This window comes from Streptomyces sp. NPDC003034 (assembly GCF_053591375.1).
Genome location: NZ_JBSFTS010000002.1, coordinates 1 through 19,113, shown reverse-complemented (window position 1 = coordinate 19,113; position 19,113 = coordinate 1). Strand labels below are relative to the sequence as shown.

Sequence of the window (19,113 nt, the reverse complement as noted above, 5' to 3'; positions counted from 1 at the left end):
AGCCCTGCCAAGCCCCGCCGAAGCCCCCTTCAAGCCCCGCGACCGCCCGAGATCGGCGCCACCTCTCGCCCCGCCGAAGCCCTGCCCCCTTCAAACCCCGCCGGCGATTGAGGCGCGGGGTCCGGGCCAGAGCCCCGGCAGCCGGCCCGCACCACGCCCCACCGCCCGCACCACACCGCACCCCAACAACCCCCACCGCACCGGCACACAACGCGGCCGGGGCCGGACACCGTACGCGGTGTCCGGCCCCGGCCGACGGAAAACCCCAGCGGGGGCTACTTCTTGCGCCGCCGCGCCCCGGACGCCTTCTGCGCCTTGCGCCGCTCCGCCCGCGTCATCCCGTCACCGCCGGAGCCATCGGCCTCGAAGTCGCCCTCGACCACACCGCCCTCACCGTCGACCGTCGGCGCCGAGAAGTGCAGCCGGTCCGGACGCTGGGGAGCGTCCAGCCCCTTCGCCCGGATCTCCGGCCGAACCGCCACCGGCTCCTTCGTCAGCGACGGCGCCGCGTCCCGCACCGGAACCTCCTCGACCTGCTGCTCGACCTGGACCTCCAGGTTGAACAGGTAGCCGACGGACTCCTCCTTGATGCCTTCCTGCATGGCGTTGAACATGTCGAAGCCCTCGCGCTGGTACTCGACCAGCGGGTCCTTCTGGGCCATCGCCCGCAGACCGATGCCCTCCTGCAGGTAGTCCATCTCGTACAGGTGCTCACGCCACTTGCGGTCCAGGACCGACAGCACCACGCGCCGCTCCAGCTCGCGCATGACCTCCGAGCCGAGCGTCTTCTCGCGCGCCTCGTACTGCTCGTGGATGTCGTCCTTGACGGACTCCGCGATGAACTCGGCGGTGATGCCCGCGCGGTCGCCCGCCGCCTCCTCCAGCTCCTCGATGGTGACCTTCACCGGGTAGAGCTGCTTGAAGGCGCCCCACAGGCGCTCCAGGTCCCACTCCTCGGCGAAGCCCTCGACCGTCTCGGCCGCGATGTACGCGTCGATCGTGTCGTCCATCATGTGGCGCACCTGCTCCTGCAGGTCCTCGCCCTCCAGGACCCGGCGGCGCTCGCGGTAGATGACCTCACGCTGGTTGTTGAGGACCTCGTCGTACTTCAGGACGTTCTTGCGCGTCTCGAAGTTCTGGGTCTCGACCTGCGACTGGGCCGATGCGATCGCCCGCGTCACCATCTTGTTCTCGATCGGCACGTCGTCCGGCACGTTCGCCATCGCCATGACGCGCTCGACCATCTGCGCCTTGAACAGCCGCATCAGGTCGTCGCCCAGCGACAGGTAGAAGCGGGACTCGCCCGGGTCGCCCTGTCGGCCGGAGCGGCCGCGCAGCTGGTTGTCGATACGGCGCGACTCGTGGCGCTCGGTGCCCAGGACATACAGCCCGCCGAGCTCCTTGACCTCCTCGAACTCCGCCTTCACGACCGCCTCGGCACGCCTGAGCGCCTCGGGAAGGGCGTGCGCCCACTCCTCGATGTGCTCCTCCGGGTCGAGGCCGCGCTGGCGCAGCTCGGCCTCGGCGAGGTCGTCCGGGTTGCCGCCGAGCTTGATGTCGGTACCGCGGCCGGCCATGTTCGTGGCGACGGTGACCGCGCCGCGGCGGCCGGCCTGGGCGACGATCGTCGCCTCACGGTCGTGCTGCTTGGCGTTGAGCACCTCGTGCGGAATGCCGCGCTTGGAGAGCTGCTGGGAGAGGTACTCCGACTTCTCGACCGACGTCGTACCGACGAGGATCGGCTGGCCCTTCTCGTGCTTCTCCGCGATGTCGTCCACGACGGCGGCGAACTTCGCGACCTCGGTCCGGTAGATCAGGTCCGGCTGGTCCTTGCGGACCATGTCCCGGTTGGTGGGGATCGGGACGACACCGAGCTTGTAGATCTGGTGGAACTCGGCCGCCTCGGTCATGGCCGTACCGGTCATGCCCGACAGCTTCGAGTAGAGGCGGAAGAAGTTCTGCAGGGTGATCGTGGCGAGGGTCTGGTTCTCGTCCTTGATGTCCACCCCTTCCTTCGCCTCGATCGCCTGGTGCATGCCCTCGTTGTAGCGGCGGCCGGCGAGGATACGGCCGGTGTGCTCGTCCACGATCATGACTTCGCCGTCGATGACGACGTAGTCCTTGTCGGCCTTGAACAGTTCCTTCGCCTTGATGGCGTTGTTCAGGTAGCCGACGAGCGGGGTGTTCACCGACTCGTAGAGGTTCTCGATGCCGAGCCAGTCCTCGACCTTGGCGACACCGGACTCGTGGATGGCGACGGTGCGCTTCTTCTCGTCGACCTCGTAGTCGCCGGTCTCCTCGATGCCCTTGAGGGGCTGGCCGGGCTCGCCGCGGGTGAGGCGGGTCACCAGCTTCGCGAAGTCGCCGTACCACTTCGTGGCCTGGTCGGCCGGGCCGGAGATGATCAGCGGGGTACGGGCCTCGTCGACGAGGATGGAGTCGACCTCGTCCACCACGGCGAAGTTGTGGCCGCGCTGGACGAGCTCGTCCTTGGACCAGGCCATGTTGTCGCGCAGGTAGTCGAAGCCGAACTCGTTGTTCGTGCCGTAGGTGATGTCGCAGTTGTACTGCTCGCGGCGCTGCGCCGGCGACATGTTCGCCAGGATGCAGCCGACCTCCAGGCCGAGGAACTTGTGCACCCGGCCCATCAGCTCGGAGTCGCGCTCGGCGAGGTAGTCGTTCACCGTGATCAGGTGGACGCCCTTGTCCGACAGCGCGTTCAGGTACGCGGGCAGGGTGCCGACGAGGGTCTTGCCCTCACCGGTCTTCATCTCGGCGACATAGCCGAGGTGCAGCGCCGCGCCACCCATGATCTGGACGTCGTAGTGGCGCTGGCCGAGAACGCGCTTGGCGGCCTCGCGGACGGTCGCGAAGGCCTCGGGCAGCAGGTCGTCCAGGCTCTCGCCGTCCTGGAAACGCTGCTTGTACTCGTCCGTGAGCGCCCGCAACTCGGCGTCGGAGAGGTTGACGAAGTCCTCTTCGATGGAGTTGACCTGGTCCGCGATGCGGTGCAGTTTGCGCAGGATCTTGCCTTCGCCTGCACGCATGAGCTTGTTGAAGACGGACACCGAGGTTTGTCTCCTTGCCGGTCGGGCCTGGGCACTGTGTACGTACACGGGCACGGCAGGTGGGCCCCACCGCAACGGCCATCGTAAGCGAGGACGCGGTCGCGTCGGGAGGTCCGCCGTATCCGCAGGGCGGCTGGCACCCGGATTGAGAACGTACGGGGGACAGGGAAGGTGCCGTGTCCCCCGGGAGTTTCCCGAAAACTGTTCGCCGGGGGGAGGGGGAGGACACCAGAATTCGTTCATGGAGCCCATCACACTGCGCACGTCCCGGCTGGAATTGCGGCCTTTCGCCCCCGGGGATGAGGACGAGGTCTACGCGGCCGCCCAGGACCCGGACATCCAGCGCTGGACCATGGTCCCCTCCCCTTACGAGCGCGAGCACGCGCACGGCTTCGTGAACGAGATCGTTCCGGACGGCTGGCGCCGGGACACGGGCTACAGCTTCGCCGTCCGCCTCGGCGCCGGGGGCCCGCTGGTCGCGGCCGTCGGCGTCCACGTGCGCGGGGAGGACGCGCACGAGATCGGCTACTGGGCGGCCAAGGAGCACCGGGGGCGCGGATACACGACCGAGGCCGTCGGCGCCGTCGCCCGCTGGGCCTTCACCGAGCTGGACGCCGTACGACTGGAGTGGCGGGCCGAGGTCGGCAACGACGGCTCCCGGGCCGTCGCTCGGAAGGCCGGGTTCCGCATCGAGGGCACCCTGCGCGCCGGGCTGCGCACGCGCGGCACCGCACGCGACTGCTGGGTGGGCGCCCTGCTCCCCTCGGACCTCGGACTGGCGCCCGCCCTGCCGTACCTCCCCGCACGGATCCCGTCCGACGGGGCTGTCAGTGACCCCGCCTAGGCTGCGGACATGACCTCGATCCCGCTCTCGCTCTCCGCCGACGAAGCGCGCCGCATCGCCCTGCGCGCCCAGGGCTTCCTCGGGGCGCCCGACCGGCGTGGCGGGGTCCGGGGCATGCTGCGCCACCTGGGCGCCGTGCAGCTGGACACGATCTCGGTCCTGGCGCGGTCGCACGAGCTCGTCGCGTACGCGCGCCTCGGCGCGGTGGAGCGCAAGGCGGTGGAAGCGGCGTACTGGTCCGGACACCACGCCTTCGAGTACTGGTCGCACGCGGCCTGCATCCTGCCCGTGGAGGAGTGGCCGCACTTCGCCTTCCGCAGCCGGGCCCGCCGCGCGCGCGGCCACCGCTGGCACGTCCTGCGGGACAAGGAGCGCTCGACCAAGGCGGTCCTGGACCGCCTCAAGGCCGAGGGTCCGCTGACCTCCACCGAGCTCGGCGGCGCCAAGAACGGCGGAGAGTGGTTCGACTGGTCCGAGACCAAGATCGCGGTGGAGTGGCTGCTCGACACCGGCGAGGTGGTGTGCGGTGAGCGGCGCGGCTGGAAGCGCGTCTACGACCTCCCCGAGCGCGCCGTCCCGGACGCCCTGCTCCATGACGACCTGGACGACCGCGAGTGCCTGCGCCGCCTGGTCGCGCTCGCCGGTAAGTCGCTGGGCGTCGGCACCCGCGCCGACATCGCCGACTACCACCGCCTCAAGGGGGATCAGGTCGACGCGGTGATCGCGGACTCCGGACTGGTCCCGGTGAAGGTCGAGGGCTGGGGGCGCGATCGCCGCCGGGGAGCGGCGGCGTGGGCGGACCCGGCGGCGCTGGCGACGGCCCCCCGCGGCCGTCACCGCACGACGCTGCTCTCTCCGTTCGACTCCTTGGTCTGGGACCGGCCCCGCACCGAGCGGATCTTCGGTTTCACCCACCGTCTGGAGGCGTACGTCCCCAAGCCGAAGCGGATCCACGGCTACTTCGCGATGCCGCTGCTGGCGGGCGGGCGGCTCCAGGGCCGCGTCGACCCGGGCCGCGAGGGGGCCGTCCTGGTCGCGCGCCAGCTCTCGCTGGAGACGCCCAAGGCGGCCGCCGCCATGGCGCAGGCCCTGTGGGAGGCCGCGCGGTGGGTGGGGTGCGAGGAGGTACGCGTCGAGCGGGCGCGGAGCGCTCAGGAGGCGGCGGCCGTCACCGCCGAGCTCGCCGCGCGGCGCCCGTAACGGCGTGCCGGTACGGGCGGCCCGCTAAGCCGGCCTGTCCCGTCCGGGACACGGGTCAGCGGATTTCGAGGATCTTCTCCCGCATCGCGTAGACCACGGCCTCCATCCGGGAGTGCAGCTGCAGCTTCTCCAGGATGTTGCGGACGTGGTTCTTCACCGTGTTCTCGGAGATGAACAACTCCTTCGCGATGTCACGGTTGTTCATGCCCGTGGCCACCAGCTTCAGGACCTCCAGCTCCCGGTCGGTCAGCCTGGGCGCCGGCAGGAGCCGGCGCTCGTCGGTCCGCTGGATCATCGACTTGAACTCGGTGAGCAGTTTCGACGCCATAGACGGGCTGATCTGCGACTGCCCGTCCGCGACGGCCCGGATCGCCGTGGCCACCTCGTCCGTCGAGATCTCCTTCAGGAGGTACCCGGTCGCACCCGCCTTGATCGCGTCGTAGAGGTCCGCCTCCTCGTCGCTGATCGTCAGCATGATGATCTTCGCGGAAGGCGCCACTTCCTTGATCGACGTGCACGCCTCGATCCCGCCGCGCCTGGGCATCCGTACGTCCATCAGCACGATGTCCGGCAGCAGGTCGGCCGCCTTGTCCACGGCCTCCGCGCCGTCACCCGCCTCACCCACGACCTGGATGTCCTCCTCCTGCGCGAGGACGATCTCCAGGCCCCGCCGGAAGAGCGCGTGGTCGTCGACCACGAGGACCCGGATGGGCTCCCCGCCCGACGAGCCGGGGGCCTGCTCCGCGCGGTCCGCCTCACGGGCCGCCTCGCGGCAGCCCGCACCGTCGTCACCGCGCACCGGCCCGAAGCCGTCGGCCATGGTTCCTCCCCCTGCATGTGCTGAGCTGCTGGGCCAACCGGACGCGTACGGCCGCCGATTGACTGCCCGCCATGATTCCATGCCCGCACCACCGGGCGGGGCCGGCGACGGCCACCTGGCTCATACCCGTCATACAGGAGCCCCTGCGGAACGCCTCGGCGTCCCGCAGGGGCAACGAATGGTGTGCTCAGCCGCCGAGCGCGCCGCCGGCGCCCGCGCCGGACTCGTCCGAGCTCGAAGCGCCGTCGGGGTTCAGGTGGATGATGCCGTAGTCGTACGCATGACGTCGGTAGACGACGCTGGGCATCTTGGTGTCCGAGTCGACGAACAGATAGAAGTCGTGACCGACCAGCTCCATCTCGTACAGAGCCTGGTCGAGCGACATGGGCGCGGCCGAGTGGGTCTTCTCGCGAACGATGAGCGGGCCTTCGCCCTGTACCTCCAGCGATCCGATCCGGGTGGTCGGGACCGCGTCCGCCTGCTCCTCGCCGACCGGCTCGCCGCTCCCGTTCAGACGCGCGGCGTCCGGGACCACATCGGCGACCTCCGCGGCCGACAGCCGGCCGCTGCCGCGGCGGGTGTAGCGCTTGTCGTGCTGCTTGCGCAGCCGGGCCTCCAGCTTGTCCTGAGCCAGGTCGAGCGCCGCATACGGATCGGCGGCCGCCGCCTCGGCACGGATCACCGGACCCCGCGAATGCAGAGTGATCTCCACACGGTCGGAACGGTCGGCCTGCCGCGGGTTGTGTTCCTTGGACACCTCGACGTCCAAGCTGATCACCTTGGCGTCGAGCTTCTGGATCCGCTCCGGATTCAGCTTCTCGGCCACGTGCTTGCGGAACCGGTCGGGCACTTCGGTCTTACGGCCCTTGACGACGATGTCCACGCAGAACTCCGTTCCCGGATAGCTCCGCCTACGGGGCGAAGCGTCTCCCTTTCGCACCAGGCCCCGGTGAGCACCGGAGCCTCGGACTGGCGACTTCCACCTCCTCCTCCCCCATCGGCGAGATCCGTATCCCACCGACTTCGGAGACGAGCGACAGCCTCCTGACGAAGATTCCCGAAACGTGCGATCCGATCCGTGGGGCGCGAGGTTCGCCAGTCCTCACCACCGAACATATCTCTCTATGCCCGCTGTCGGCACCCGCTACCGGACCGTATCTCCGTTCAGTTGTCTCTTCCGTCTTATCACTGCAACGATCCGCCTTCCCCGCCGGTTCCAAATCTATTCGGGCGAATTTCGCCCCGCGGCAGTCGCCGGCCGGGTTCGCTCGAAGGAGTCCGCCGGCGCGGCCACCACCGCCGCCCGCAGGACGGGCCCCGGCACGGTCCTCGACGCGGATCCCTGTGTCCGCCCCGGGAGCGACCCGCGCCCCAGACCGGCCGCCCGCACCGCCCGGGCCGCTTCCGCCAGCGTCGCTCCGGTGGTGATCAGGTCGTCCACGAGCACGAGCGCGGCCCCGTCCGTCAGCCGCGCCGCGCCCCGGCACACCGCCAGCGCCCCCGCGAGGTTCTCCCGACGCTGCCGGGCCCCCAGGCCCGCCTGGTCGGCCACCGCCCGCCGCAGCCGCAGTACGGGCGCCACGCGCGCGGGAACGCCGGCCCGCCGCAGCCGCGCCGCGGCCGCCAGCGCGATCCTGCGCGCCGGATCGTGACCGCGCGCCCTGACCTGCCCGCGCGCCGAGGGGACGGGGATCAGCGCCACCTCCGCCGCGCTCGCCCCACGCCCGGCCCCGGCGCCGCTTGCGGCGCAGGCGATCGCCGCCGCCAGCGCGCCGCCGAGCGCCCCGGCCAGCGGCAGCGCCCCGCGCTCCTTGTGCGCCAGCAGCACCGCCCGTACGCCGTCCCCGTACACGGCGGCGGCGTGCACCACCGGCAGGCCCTCGGGCGGAGGAGACGGCCGCACCCGGCCAGCGCCGGCCCCGCTCAGGGCGTCCCGGCAAGCGGCACACAGCAGCACCCGCGCGGCCCCGCAGCCGGCGCAGTCGACCGGCAGGACCAGCCCGGCGAGCTCCCCCCACCACCCCCGCATGGCTCCACTCTGCCGGGCCGGGCACAGGGCCGCCACCCCTGTGGACAACCGGCGAAACCGCTGCTCAGGCCGGGTAGGGCCCGGCTCAGCCCGGGTACACCGGCGCTCGGCCGCCCGGCGCCGCCGTACGCCACTGCGCCCCGGGCGGCAGCCACACGATGCCGTCGCCCTCCGAGTACCCGACCACCGGCGGTTCCGGTTTCGTCTCCTCCTCCGAGGCCGCGACCGCCACCGCCAGCAGCCCGCTCGCACCGGGCAGGCTCGCCGCGACCGTCGAGCCGTCCGCCAGCATGTAGCGGGCCTGGACCACCTCGCCGCTCTCCCGGCCCACCACCAGCAGCCGGCCGCGCGGCGCCCAGCTCATCGCGGTCACCTCCGCCATCTGCGGCGCCGCCGGGCGCAGCTCGCGCACCGACACCGCCGAGGTCTCCCCCTTGGCGGGCCGTTCGACGCGCCCGACGTACAGGTCCTTGCGGCTGCCGTCCCGCTGCACCAGCAGCGCGATCCGCACTCCGTCGGAAGAAGCCTTCAGCGAGGTGATCTGCCCGCCGTCGAGCCCGGCCACCTGCACCTTCTCCGGGGTGCCCGTCCCGCCGGGCACGCGCCACAAACCGGAATCCCGCTCGGCGATCCACAGGTCGCCCGCCGCGTCCCAGCTGGGCGCGGTCAGCAGGTCCGGCTTGTTGCCCTTGGCCGTCAGCACGGGCTGCGGCATGGCTCCGGGGGTCGCCAGCGGCACCACGTACAGCGCGTGCCCGTCCGCCGACACCACCGCCGCGCGCCGCTCGTCGTACGCCACGGCCGCCGAACCGACCTTGAAGGCGGCGTTCTCGGCCAGCGGCCCCGGCACCAGCTGGGGCCGGTACTGCTGCTCCTCGCTGGTGACGTCGAGTTCCATCCGGACGAGCCGGTCGTCCTTGTCGACGTAGTACTGGTAGTGCGGGCTCGGCACCCGGTTGGCGATCACGGCCGCCGCGGCCTCGGTCACCGCGCACAGGGACGTCTTGCCGTCGGCGCGCAGCAGTTCGACCCGCTCCAGCCGGGAGGCCGTCAGCTCCTTGACGGTGTGGAGCAGTTGGGTCGCCATCTTCTGGCACTGCGGCTGCGCGACGCTGCCCGCCTTGTCGTTGAGCGGGACGCGCAGGGTGTTCTGGCCGTCGTACGAGAGGGACTTGGTGCCCTCGCGCAGTTCCGTCCCGGTGGGGAAGCTGGACTCGACGACCGGGCCGAGCCAGTGGGACGGCCCGGCGAGCAGCGACTTCACCGCCTGCGTGGTGGGGTCCATGCGCGAGTCGGGGTCGCTTCGCTGACGCACGTAGACCGGGTCGGCGACGAGCGTGCCGCCCGCGAAGTAGTACTTGTTGACCGGCATGTAGATGCGCTGGAAGTCGGATTCGCTGAGCACGAGGCTGCTGGGCGGGGTCGCGATCCGCCAGTTCTTGTTGTCCACCTTGACCAGCTGGAGGAACTCCTTGTAGCCCCCGCCGCCCGGGTCCGGCTGGTACGCGCTGCGCTCGTCCACCGTCGCGAGCTTCTCGCCGGACACCTCCCAGCGGGGGCCCGACGGGTCCTTCTCGCCCTGTACGGAGCGCCGGCCGAGTCCGGCGGCGAGCACGGTGACGGCCCCGCCGGGCTTCCAGTTCTTCGCGGCCTCCTCGGTCAGGTACTTGCGGGCCGTCTCCAGCTGCGGGTCGTCGCTGGTCATGGCCTCCAGGAAGCCGTCGACGATCTCGGCCGGACTGGCCTTGTCGGCGGGCGGCACACTGAACACCCGGACCTGCGAGTCGACGCCGTGCGAGGCCCGCACCGGGCGGATCTCGCCGTGATCGGGCATGGAGGCGCAGCCGGCCACCAGGAGCGCGGCGGCGCCGAGGGCGCAGGCCCGCAGGCCGCCGAGCCGACGACTTCCCGCCCGCGCGGCCCCGGACCCAGCCCGCACGTCCCCGGGCCCAGCACCGGCCGCGGTCCGGCCGTGCGCCCGCACCCTCCCGCCGAGTTCGCTCCCGCCGGGTCCGCTCCCGCCGGGTCCGCTCCCGCCCCCCGCCCTCCCGGGTTCAGCGTCCATCAGGTGTGTCCTCCCGTGCTGCTGCTGGCTGCTCGGCCGGCCGGGCCACGACCCGGGCCCCGTTGCCCGGCAGAGCCGTCGGATCCGCCGGTACCGGCAGGGCTCCGGCCACCGCCGACCGCGGCGGTATCCGCGACCGGTCCGCGCCCTCCCCCGGCTGCGCGGGCCCCGCCGCGCCCGCGGCCTGGGCGGCGGCCCTGGCCCGGTTGGCCCGCGAGTCCTCGGGCTCCAGCGGGATCGGGGACCCCCGCAGCGGTTCGTCGGCGGTACGCGGCAGGGTGAGGCGGAACTGCGAACCCCCGCCCGGCTCGCCCCACGCCTGGAGCCAGCCCCCGTGCAGCCGCGCGTCCTCGACGGCGATGGACAGGCCGAGGCCGGTGCCGCCGGTGGTGCGGGCCCGCGCGGGATCCGCCCGCCAGAAGCGGTTGAAGACGCGGGTGGCCTCGCCGGGCTTGAGGCCCACCCCGTAGTCGCGGACGGCGACCGCGACGGCCCCGCCCGCGGAGGCGAGGCGTACCACCACGTCGCGGCCTTCGCCGTGCTCCACCGCGTTGACGACGAGGTTGCGCAGCACCCGCTCCACGCGCCGGGAGTCGGCCTCGGCGATGACGGGCTGGGTGTCGCCGAGGACGCGGATCCGAGTGCCCTTGTGCTCGGCGAGCGGCTCCGCCCCGTCGATGACGCGGCGTACGACCTCGCGCAGGTCGATCGGCTCCGCCTCCAGGGCGGCGGCGCCCGCGTCGAACCGGCTGATCTCCAGCAGGTCGGACAGCAGCGACTCGAACCGGTCGAGCTGCCCCGCGAGCAGTTCCGCCGAGCGCGCCGTGACCGGGTCGAAGTCGACCCGGGCGTCGTGGATGACGTCGGCGGCCATGCGTACCGTCGTGAGCGGGGTCCGCAGCTCGTGCGAGACGTCCGAGACGAACCGGCGCTGCATCCGCGACAGCTCCTCCAGCTGCTGGATCTTGTGCTGGAGGTTCTGCGCCATCTTGTTGAAGGCCTCGCCCAAGCGGGCGATGTCGTCCTCGCCGGTGACCTTCATCCGCTCCTGGAGCCGCCCGGCCGAGAGCCGCTCGGCGATCCCGGCGGCCATCCGCACCGGCGTCACGACCTGGCGTACGACGAGCCAGGCGATGGCGCCGAGCAGCACGACGACGAACAGGCCGGCGGTGGCGATGGTGACCTTGATCAGATTGAGGGACTCCTCCTCCTGCGTCAGCGGGAAGAGGTAGTACAAGTCGTACGGATCGCCGTTGATATCGCTCAGCCGCTGGCCGATGACCAGCGCGGGCTCGGGCGTCTTCTCCTCCGATCCGGCGGCGTAGCGGATCTCGGAGAAGGTCTTGAAGGTGCCGGTGGCGTGGTTGACGGACTGGCGCAGCTTCAGCGGGACGCTCGCCGTCGGATCGACGTCGCCGGAGGCGCGGGCGCCGCGCACGCCGTTCTTCTGCTCGCCGGGACCCGTCGGCTCCTCGCCGGTGCCGGCGCCGAGCGCCGCCACCTCGAAGGCGGTCTGGCCGCCACTGGCCAGTTGCTTGACCAGCGAGTTCATCCAGGTGCTGGCATCGTGGCCGACCTTGTTGTCGGTGGCGTCGGGCCCGTCCACGGCGGAGTGGGTGTTGGCCTTCTCCTGTGCGACCGCGAACCCTCCCGCGGCCTGGCTCTGCGCGGCCTCCTCCTTGGCTTCGAGGAGCCCCCTGCTGACCTGCGCGATGACGACGAAGCCCAGTGCGAGCACCACGGCCAGTGACATCAGCAGGGTGGCCGCGACCACGCGGAGCTGGATGTTGCGCCGCCACAGCCGGACAGCCGGAAGCAGCGGCCGGCGTACGAGGCGTACGAGCAGCCGCAGCACGGGGCCGCCGGGTGTTCCGTCCTGGAGCAGCCGGCCGCCCCGAAGCGTCCCCCAGCGGGAACCGCCCCGGGACTTGCCGGGCTTCATGTCAGCTCGGTCCTGCCTTGTAGCCCACACCGCGCACCGTCACGACGATCTCGGGGCGCTCCGGGTCCTTCTCCACCTTGGAGCGCAGGCGCTGTACGTGCACATTGACCAGGCGGGTGTCCGCCGCGTGCCGGTAGCCCCAGACCTGCTCCAGCAGCACCTCGCGGGTGAACACCTGCCAGGGCTTGCGCGCGAGGGCGACCAGCAGGTCGAACTCAAGCGGGGTCAGGGCGATGGAGGCACCGTCGCGTTTGACCGAGTGCCCGGCCACGTCGATGACGAGGTCACCGATGGCCAGCTGCTCGGGCGCCGGCTCCTCCGACCTGCGCAGACGGGCCCGGATACGGGCCACCAGCTCCTTCGGCTTGAACGGCTTGACGATGTAGTCGTCAGCCCCTGACTCCAGGCCCACGACCACGTCCACCGTGTCGCTCTTGGCCGTGAGCATGACGATCGGCACGCCGGACTCGGCCCTGATCAGCCTGCACACCTCTATGCCGTCCCGTCCGGGCAGCATGAGGTCGAGCAGCACCAGGTCCGGCTTCGCCTCCCGGAAGGCAGCAAGTGCCTTGTCACCGTCCGCTACGAACGACGGCTCAAAACCTTCTCCACGCAGCACAATGCCGAGCATCTCGGCCAGCGCGGTGTCGTCGTCGACGACAAGGACGCGTCCCTTCATGGTTGACATCATCCCATTAGCTAATCGTTACCTGGCGGTGAGCTGTCCCACAGCCAAAAGGGCTGGAAATCGCCCCTCGGACCTGCGTGGAGATCAGGTCGACCAGTCTGCCCCGGATCCGGGTGACAATTGAAGGTACGGGCTGCCGGGGATCCGGGGGGACGGCCGGTCCGTTCCATGAGGTCACGTGGCACGATGACAGCGATCAGCGCCCCCGCCGCAGCAAGGTGCACGTGAAGGAGTGACGATGAACGACTCTCCGGGCTGGGCTACGCCCGGACCCTCCCCGTCCGACGGCGAGCGGTCGGGGGCACCCGCCGACGAGCCGGGCTCCGCGCCCGCGCAGCCGCCGGCGCCCGCGCAGCCGCCGGCGCCCGCGCAGCCGCCCGCACCGGCCGCTCCGCCCGCCGGTCAGGGGAAGTGGTCCGCCGAGCAGCCTCCGCCCGGCCAGTGGTCGAGCCCCGGTACGCAGCCGCCCACCGCTCCCGCCCAGCCGGCCCCGCAGCAGCCCCAGGGCCCGGGCTGGGGCGCGTACGGCCAGCAGCCGGACGGACAGGCCGGGGCGCCGTACGGAAGCCCGTACGGCGGCCAGTACGGCTATCCCGGCGGCCCCGGCCAGTGGGGCAAGCCCCCGGCCGCCAAGCCCGGGGTGATCCCGCTGCGCCCCCTGGGCATGGGCGAGATCCTCGACGGCGCCGTCGCCACCATGCGGGCCCACTGGCGCTCGGTGCTGCCCATCACCCTCGTCGTGGCCACCGTCGTGCAAGTGATCAGCGTGCTCGTGCAGAAGTACGCGATGGGGGACCTCGCCCTCGCCCCGGATCCCGAGGCGAGCGTCGAGGAGACGATCAACACCCTCGGCACCAGCACCGCGCTCTCGATGGCGACCCTGTTCATCCAGGCCCTCGGGACCATCGTGGCCACCGCGATGCTCACCATGATCTTCAGCCGGGCGGTGCTCGGCACCGGCTCCTCCGTCTCCGACGCCTGGCGCGACGCGCGTCCGCAGCTGCTGCGCCTGATCGGCCTGACCCTGCTGCTGGGCCTCGGCGCCATCCTCCTCGTCACCGTGCTCATCCTGCCCGGCATCCTCGCCGGGGAGATCGGGATCGGCGTCCTCGGCGGCCTGGCCGCGATCCCGCTGTTCGCGTGGCTGTGGATCAAGTTCAGCCTGGCCTCCCCCGCGCTGATGCTGGAGAAGAGCACCGTCTTCACCTCCCTCGCCCGCTCCTCGAAGCTGGTCAAGGGCGCCTGGTGGCGCATCTTCGGCATCACGGCGCTGACCGGCATCATCACCGGCCTGGTCTCCGCGATCATCGTCTGGCCGCTGACCATCATCGGCATCGCCGTCTTCGGCGGCGGCTTCAGCGGCATCGAGGACGGCACCGCCGCCACCGCCTGGGGAGCGCTGATCCTCTCCGCCGTCGGCGTGACCATCGCCCAGACGATCACCATGCCGATGCAGTCCGGCGTCACGGTCCTGCTCTACGTCGACCAGCGCATCCGCCGCGAGGCCCTCGACCTGGAGCTCGCCCGGGCGGCGGGCGTCGAGAACTACGGCGCCAACACCGCCGCCGCACCGCCCTCCGGCGGGCCGGTCACCGGAGGCTGATGCAGCGATGATGAGCACGGGGGGCCTCATCACCCGATCCGCGGCGCTCCTGCCGAACGCGGAGACACCACCGGTGACGACACCGCGCGAACCGGCCCGCGAAGCGGCCCGGCGCGAACTGTCCGAGCCGAAGTACCACGAGAACGATCCGGGGCTGATCCAGCGCGCCCTGGACCGGTTCTGGGAATGGGTCACCGACCTCCTGGACCGCGCCTCCGGGGCGACACCCGGCGGCTGGCTCGGCCTTGTCGTGATCCTCCTCCTGGTCGTCCTGCTCATCGCCGCCCTGTGGTGGCGGCTCGGCTCCCCCCGCCGGGCCGCCACCGGCGCCGGCCTCCTCTTCGGCGGAGGCGTCCGCAGCGCCGCCGACCACCGCACGGCCGCCGACGCCCACGCCGACGCGGGCCGCTGGACCGAAGCCGTCCAGGAACGCATGCGCGCCGTCGTGCGTTCCCTGGAGGAGCGCACCCTCCTCGACCCGCGCCCCGGCCGCACCGCCGACGAGGCCGCGGCCGAAGCCGCGGTGTCCCTCCCGGACCACGCCGGGGAACTGCGCGCCGCCGCCCGCGCCTTCGACGACGTCACCTACGGCGGCCGCACGGGCGACGCCGACATGTACGGCCGCCTGCGCGCCCTCGACCTCACCCTGGCCCGCACGAAGCCGCTCCTGACGGGACCCTCCGCATGACCGGCCCCACCCCCGAACCCCCAACCACCCCGACCCCCGCCCTTCCGCCGGCAGGCACCCCGCAGGCAGCCGCCGAGGCGGCGCCTCCCGCCGGACGGTCCGGGCAGCCCACCGCTGCCGACGCCACGACTTCCCCCGCAGGGGCCCCGCAGCCCATCGCCGCCGACGCGGCGGCTGGCCCCGCAGGGCCTCCACAGGCGGCCGCCGCCCACCGCGGCTCCACCGCCGGACCGTGGTCCCGCCGGGCGAACGCCCACCATCCGGGCCCGCCCACCGGTGCCTCAGCGCGCCCGGCGTCCGAGCAGGCTTCGGGGCCCGCGCCGGACACCGGCGCGGCGCCGGGGACGCGCTGGACGTGGCGGCGGGCCCGGCGCGTGCTCACCCTCCTCGCCGTGCTCGCCGCAGGCGGACTCGTCGTCGCCGCCCTCAACTCCGGCACCCGCCACGGCTACCTCGACCCCCGCTCACCCGACCGCTCGGGCAGCATGGCCGTCACCGAGCTCCTCGAAGCGCGCGGCGTCACCACCCGCGTCGTCACCACCGCCCGCGAGGCCGCCGCCGCGGCCGGCCCCCGCACCACCCTCCTCATCACGGATCCCGACCGGCTCGGCGAAGCCCAGCGCCGCACCCTGCGCTCCGCCACCGAACCCTCCGGCGGCCGTACGGTGCTGCTCGCCCCCAGCGGCTTCAGCCTCCCCGACCTCGCCCCCGGCGTGCGGACCAGCGGCACCGGGCGCGAGGACGAACTCGCCCCGCACTGCGCCCTGCCCGCCGCCACCTCCGCCGGCCGCGCCGGCACGGGCAACGGCCTGCGCTACACCACCGCCGTGCAGGCAGCCACCGCCTGCTACCCCAGCGACGGCCACCCCACCCTCCTCGTCCTCCCCACGGGAACCACCGGCGACACCGTCCTCCTCGGCTCCGAGACGATCCTCCTCAACGAGCACCTCGCCGAAGAGGGCAACGCCTCCCTCGCCCTGCAACTCCTCGGCTCCCGCCCCGACCTCGTCTGGTACATGCCGTCCCTCGCGGACAGCGACCCGGACGGCGGCCCCGGCGGCGAGAAGAGCCTCCTGGAGCTCGTCCCCGCCGGCTGGTCCTGGGCCGTCCTCCAGCTCTTCATCGCCGCCGCCCTCGCCGCCTTCTGGCGCGCCCGCCGGCTCGGCCCCCTCGTCACGGAGAAACTGCCCGTCCTCATCCGCGCCTCCGAGGCCACCGAGGGCCGCGCCCGCCTCTACCGCAAGGCCGGCGCCCGCGACCGCGCCGCCACCGTGCTGCGAGCCGCCACCCGCGAACGCCTGGCCGCCCTGGTCGGCGTACCGCACACCCGGGCCCACGAGCCCACCGCACTGGTCCCCGCCGTCTCCGCCCGGCTCACGGGCGAGGCACGGGACCTGACCACCCTCCTCTTCGGCTCCACCCCTACCGACGACGCGGCACTCGTCGCGCTCGCCGACCACCTCGACGCCCTCGAAAGAGAGGTCCGTACGTCATGACGTACCCGGCCACCGAGTCCGCCGCCGCGGACAGCGCCCGCGCTTCCCTCGAAGCGCTCCGCACCGAGATCGGCAAGGCCGTGGTCGGTCAGGACTCCGCCGTCACCGGCCTCGTCGTCGCCCTCCTGTGCCGCGGCCACGTCCTGCTCGAAGGCGTCCCCGGCGTCGCGAAGACCCTCCTCGTGCGCGCGCTGGCCGCCGCCCTCGAACTCGACACCAAGCGCGTCCAGTTCACCCCCGACCTGATGCCGAGCGATGTCACCGGCTCGCTGGTCTACGACGCGCGCACCGCCGAGTTCTCCTTCCAGGACGGCCCGGTCTTCACCAACCTCCTCCTCGCGGACGAGATCAACCGGACCCCTCCCAAGACCCAGGCCTCCCTCCTGGAGGCGATGGAGGAACGCCAGGTCACGGTCGACGGCACCCCTCGCCCCCTCCCGGACCCGTTCCTGGTGGCCGCCACCATGAACCCGGTCGAGTACGAGGGGACTTACCCCCTGCCGGAAGCCCAACTGGACCGCTTCCTCCTCAAGCTCACCGTGCCCCTCCCCTCCCGCGAGGACGAGATCGGTGTCCTGACCCGCCACGCCGCCGGCTTCAACCCCCGCGACCTGCACGCCGCGGGCGTCCGCCCGGTCGCGGGCCCGAAGGAACTGGAAGCCGCCCGCAAGGCCGTCGAACTGACCAGCGTCTCCCCGGAGATCACCGGCTACGTCGTGGACATCTGCCGCGCGACCCGGGAATCCCCCTCCCTCACCCTCGGCGTGTCTCCTCGCGGCGCGACCGCACTGCTGGCCACCGCCCGCGCCTGGGCCTGGCTCACCGACCGTGACTACGTCACCCCCGACGACGTCAAGGCCCTCGCCCTGCCGACCCTGCGCCACCGCGTCCAACTGCGCCCGGAAGCCGAAATGGAGGGAGTCACGGCAGACGCCGTCATCACCGCGATCCTCTCCCACGTCCCCGTGCCGCGCTGATGGCCGTCACCGGACGAGCCGCCCTGCTGGCGGCCCTCGGCAGCATCCCCGTCGGCATCCTGGAACCGAGCTGGGCGGGGATCCTCGCGGTCAATGGCCCGCTGGCGCTGGCCTGCGCGCTCGACTGCGCCCTCGCGGCGCCCGTCCGCAGCCTCGTACTGCACCGCTCGGGCGACACCGCGGTCCGCCTCGGCGAAGCCGCGGAGGTGCACCTGTCGGTGACCAATCCCAGCGGCCGCACCCTGCGCGCCCGCGTCCGGGACGCCTGGCCGCCGAGCAGCTGGCTCCCGGGCACGGAGACGACCGCCTCCCGCCATACGGTCACCGTCCCCGCTGGCGAACGCCGCCGCCTGACCACCCGCCTGCGGCCGACCCGCCGCGGCGACCGCCGGGCCGACCGCGTGACGGTCCGCTCGTACGGCCCGCTGGGCCTCTGGGCCCGGCAGGCCTCAATCGCGTCCCCGTGGACGGTCCGCGTCCTGCCTCCCTTCACCAGCCGCAAGCACCTGCCGTCACGCCTGGCGCGCCTGCGGGAGCTGGACGGCCGTACGAGCCTCCTGACCCGCGGTGAGGGAACCGAGTTCGACAGCCTCCGCGACTACGTGCCCGGCGACGACACCCGTTCCATCGACTGGCGTGCCACGGCCCGCCAGAACAAGGTGGCCGTCCGGACCTGGCGTCCGGAACGCGACCGGCACATCCTGATCTGCCTGGACACCGGCCGTACGTCGGCGGGGCGCGTCGGCGACGCCCCCCGGCTGGACTCCGCGATGGACGCGGCCCTGCTCCTCGCCGCCCTGGCCACCCGCGCCGGCGACCGGGTGGACCTGCTGGCCTACGACCGCCGCCCCCGCGCCCAGGTCCAGGGCCGGGCGGCGGCCGACATCCTGCCGTCCTTCGTCAACGCGATGGCCACCCTCGAACCGGAACTGGTCGAGACGGACTCGCGCACCCTGGTCTCCACCATCCTCCGCAGCGCCCCGCGCCGCTCCTTGGTGGTCCTGCTGACGAGCCTGGATGCAGCCCCCATCGAAGAGGGCCTGCTCCCCGTCCTACCGCGCCTCACGCAGCGCCACACCGTGCTCCTGGCTTCGGTGGCGGACCCGCACGTGGCGCAGATGACCACGTCGCGCGGCACGGTGGACGCGGTCTACGAGGCGGCCGCCGGCACCCAGTCCCAGGCCCAGCGCCGCCGCACCTCGGAAGAGCTGACCCGCCACGGCGTCCACGTGGTCGACGCCACCCCGGACACCCTGGCCCCCGCCCTGGCGGACGCCTACCTCGCCCTCAAGGCGGCGGGCCGCTTGTAGCCGTCCCGGTCCCCTTTCGCGGGAGCCGCGCATCGAAGGCTCCCGCGCGAGGGTGGCGCCGTCGAAAAGGGTCGTAAACGCAGGAAAGCCCCGCACCATAAGGTGCGGGGCTTTCCCACAATAAAAGTTCGGCGGCGTCCTACTCTCCCACAGGGTCCCCCCTGCAGTACCATCGGCGCTGAAAGGCTTAGCTTCCGGGTTCGGAATGTAACCGGGCGTTTCCCTAACGCTATGACCACCGAAACACTATGAAATTTGAACGCTGGCATGAACACAGCCGTTCGTTATTTCAGAACTAACACAGTGGACGCGAGCAACTGAGGACAAGCCCTCGGCCTATTAGTACCAGTCAGCTCCACCCGTTACCGGGCTTCCACATCTGG

Annotated in this window: 14 protein-coding genes and 1 rRNA gene; 7 read left to right on the top strand and 8 right to left on the bottom strand. The window is 72.3% G+C overall.

Annotation, left to right across the window (positions count from 1 at the left end):
• Positions 1-275: 275 nt before the first annotated feature.
• On the bottom strand, positions 276-3,068 hold the full coding sequence (secA, locus tag ACWDX7_RS02485) for a preprotein translocase subunit SecA (protein ID WP_451488631.1): 2,793 nt from the start codon (positions 3,066-3,068) through the stop codon (positions 276-278).
• Between the two features lie 241 nt (positions 3,069-3,309).
• On the opposite strand from secA, the gene ACWDX7_RS02480 reads away from it, so the two are divergent.
• Together ACWDX7_RS02480 and ACWDX7_RS02475 are read left to right on the top strand one after the other, a co-directional pair.
• A complete protein-coding gene (locus ACWDX7_RS02480) occupies positions 3,310-3,912 on the top strand; it encodes a GNAT family N-acetyltransferase (protein WP_451488632.1) in 603 nt (200 codons plus the stop codon).
• Between the two features lie 9 nt (positions 3,913-3,921).
• The gene (locus tag ACWDX7_RS02475) at positions 3,922-5,112 is read left to right on the top strand and encodes a winged helix-turn-helix domain-containing protein (RefSeq protein WP_451488633.1); all 1,191 of its coding nucleotides are present in this window, start codon (positions 3,922-3,924) and stop codon (positions 5,110-5,112) included.
• Between the two features lie 55 nt (positions 5,113-5,167).
• Here the strand turns inward: ACWDX7_RS02475 and ACWDX7_RS02470 are convergent, their stop codons facing one another.
• From ACWDX7_RS02470 to mtrA, 6 genes are all read right to left on the bottom strand, one after another.
• On the bottom strand, positions 5,168-5,932 hold the full coding sequence (locus tag ACWDX7_RS02470; RefSeq protein WP_451488634.1) for a response regulator: 765 nt from the start codon (positions 5,930-5,932) through the stop codon (positions 5,168-5,170).
• 187 nt (positions 5,933-6,119) lie between these two features.
• Positions 6,120-6,815, bottom strand: coding sequence for a ribosome hibernation-promoting factor, HPF/YfiA family (gene hpf, locus ACWDX7_RS02465; RefSeq protein ID WP_451488635.1), 696 nt, complete (start codon positions 6,813-6,815; stop codon positions 6,120-6,122).
• Between the two features lie 339 nt (positions 6,816-7,154).
• Entirely contained in the window at positions 7,155-7,961 is an 807-nt protein-coding gene (locus ACWDX7_RS02460) for a ComF family protein (protein ID WP_451488636.1), read from the bottom strand.
• A gap of 85 nt (positions 7,962-8,046) precedes the next feature.
• On the bottom strand, positions 8,047-9,900 hold the full coding sequence (locus ACWDX7_RS02455; protein WP_451488637.1) for an LpqB family beta-propeller domain-containing protein: 1,854 nt from the start codon (positions 9,898-9,900) through the stop codon (positions 8,047-8,049).
• Positions 9,901-10,015: 115 nt separating this feature from the next.
• Positions 10,016-11,968, bottom strand: a complete 1,953-nt coding sequence (gene mtrB, locus ACWDX7_RS02450; protein ID WP_451488638.1) for an MtrAB system histidine kinase MtrB — start codon at positions 11,966-11,968, stop codon at positions 10,016-10,018.
• Between the two features lies 1 nt (position 11,969).
• On the bottom strand, positions 11,970-12,659 hold the full coding sequence (mtrA, locus tag ACWDX7_RS02445) for a two-component system response regulator MtrA (protein WP_189747360.1): 690 nt from the start codon (positions 12,657-12,659) through the stop codon (positions 11,970-11,972).
• A 235-nt stretch (positions 12,660-12,894) separates the two neighbouring features.
• Here mtrA and ACWDX7_RS02440 point away from each other — a divergent pair, with 235 nt between their 5' ends.
• From ACWDX7_RS02440 to ACWDX7_RS02420, 5 genes are read left to right on the top strand one after another with little or no spacing between them, the layout of a single operon-like run.
• A complete protein-coding gene (locus ACWDX7_RS02440) occupies positions 12,895-14,259 on the top strand; it encodes a hypothetical protein (protein WP_451749275.1) in 1,365 nt (454 codons plus the stop codon).
• Positions 14,260-14,266: 7 nt separating this feature from the next.
• On the top strand, positions 14,267-14,947 hold the full coding sequence (locus tag ACWDX7_RS02435) for a DUF4129 domain-containing protein (protein ID WP_451488640.1): 681 nt from the start codon (positions 14,267-14,269) through the stop codon (positions 14,945-14,947).
• Positions 14,944-16,443 (top strand): DUF4350 domain-containing protein, encoded by a 1,500-nt coding sequence (locus ACWDX7_RS02430; RefSeq protein WP_451488641.1) that lies wholly within the window; start codon positions 14,944-14,946, stop codon positions 16,441-16,443. Before ACWDX7_RS02435 ends, ACWDX7_RS02430 begins: the two co-directional genes overlap by 4 nt.
• Positions 16,440-17,420 carry an AAA family ATPase gene (locus ACWDX7_RS02425; RefSeq protein WP_451488642.1) on the top strand — a complete coding sequence of 327 codons (981 nt, stop codon included), beginning with the start codon at positions 16,440-16,442 and terminating at the stop codon, positions 17,418-17,420. The genes ACWDX7_RS02430 and ACWDX7_RS02425 overlap by 4 nt, the downstream gene beginning before the upstream one ends.
• Positions 17,420-18,730, top strand: a complete 1,311-nt coding sequence (locus ACWDX7_RS02420; protein ID WP_451488643.1) for a DUF58 domain-containing protein — start codon at positions 17,420-17,422, stop codon at positions 18,728-18,730. The genes ACWDX7_RS02425 and ACWDX7_RS02420 overlap by 1 nt, the downstream gene beginning before the upstream one ends.
• A gap of 126 nt (positions 18,731-18,856) precedes the next feature.
• Here the strand turns inward: ACWDX7_RS02420 and rrf are convergent.
• Positions 18,857-18,973, bottom strand: a 5S ribosomal RNA gene (rrf, locus tag ACWDX7_RS02415).
• Between the last annotated feature and the right edge of the window lie 140 nt (positions 18,974-19,113).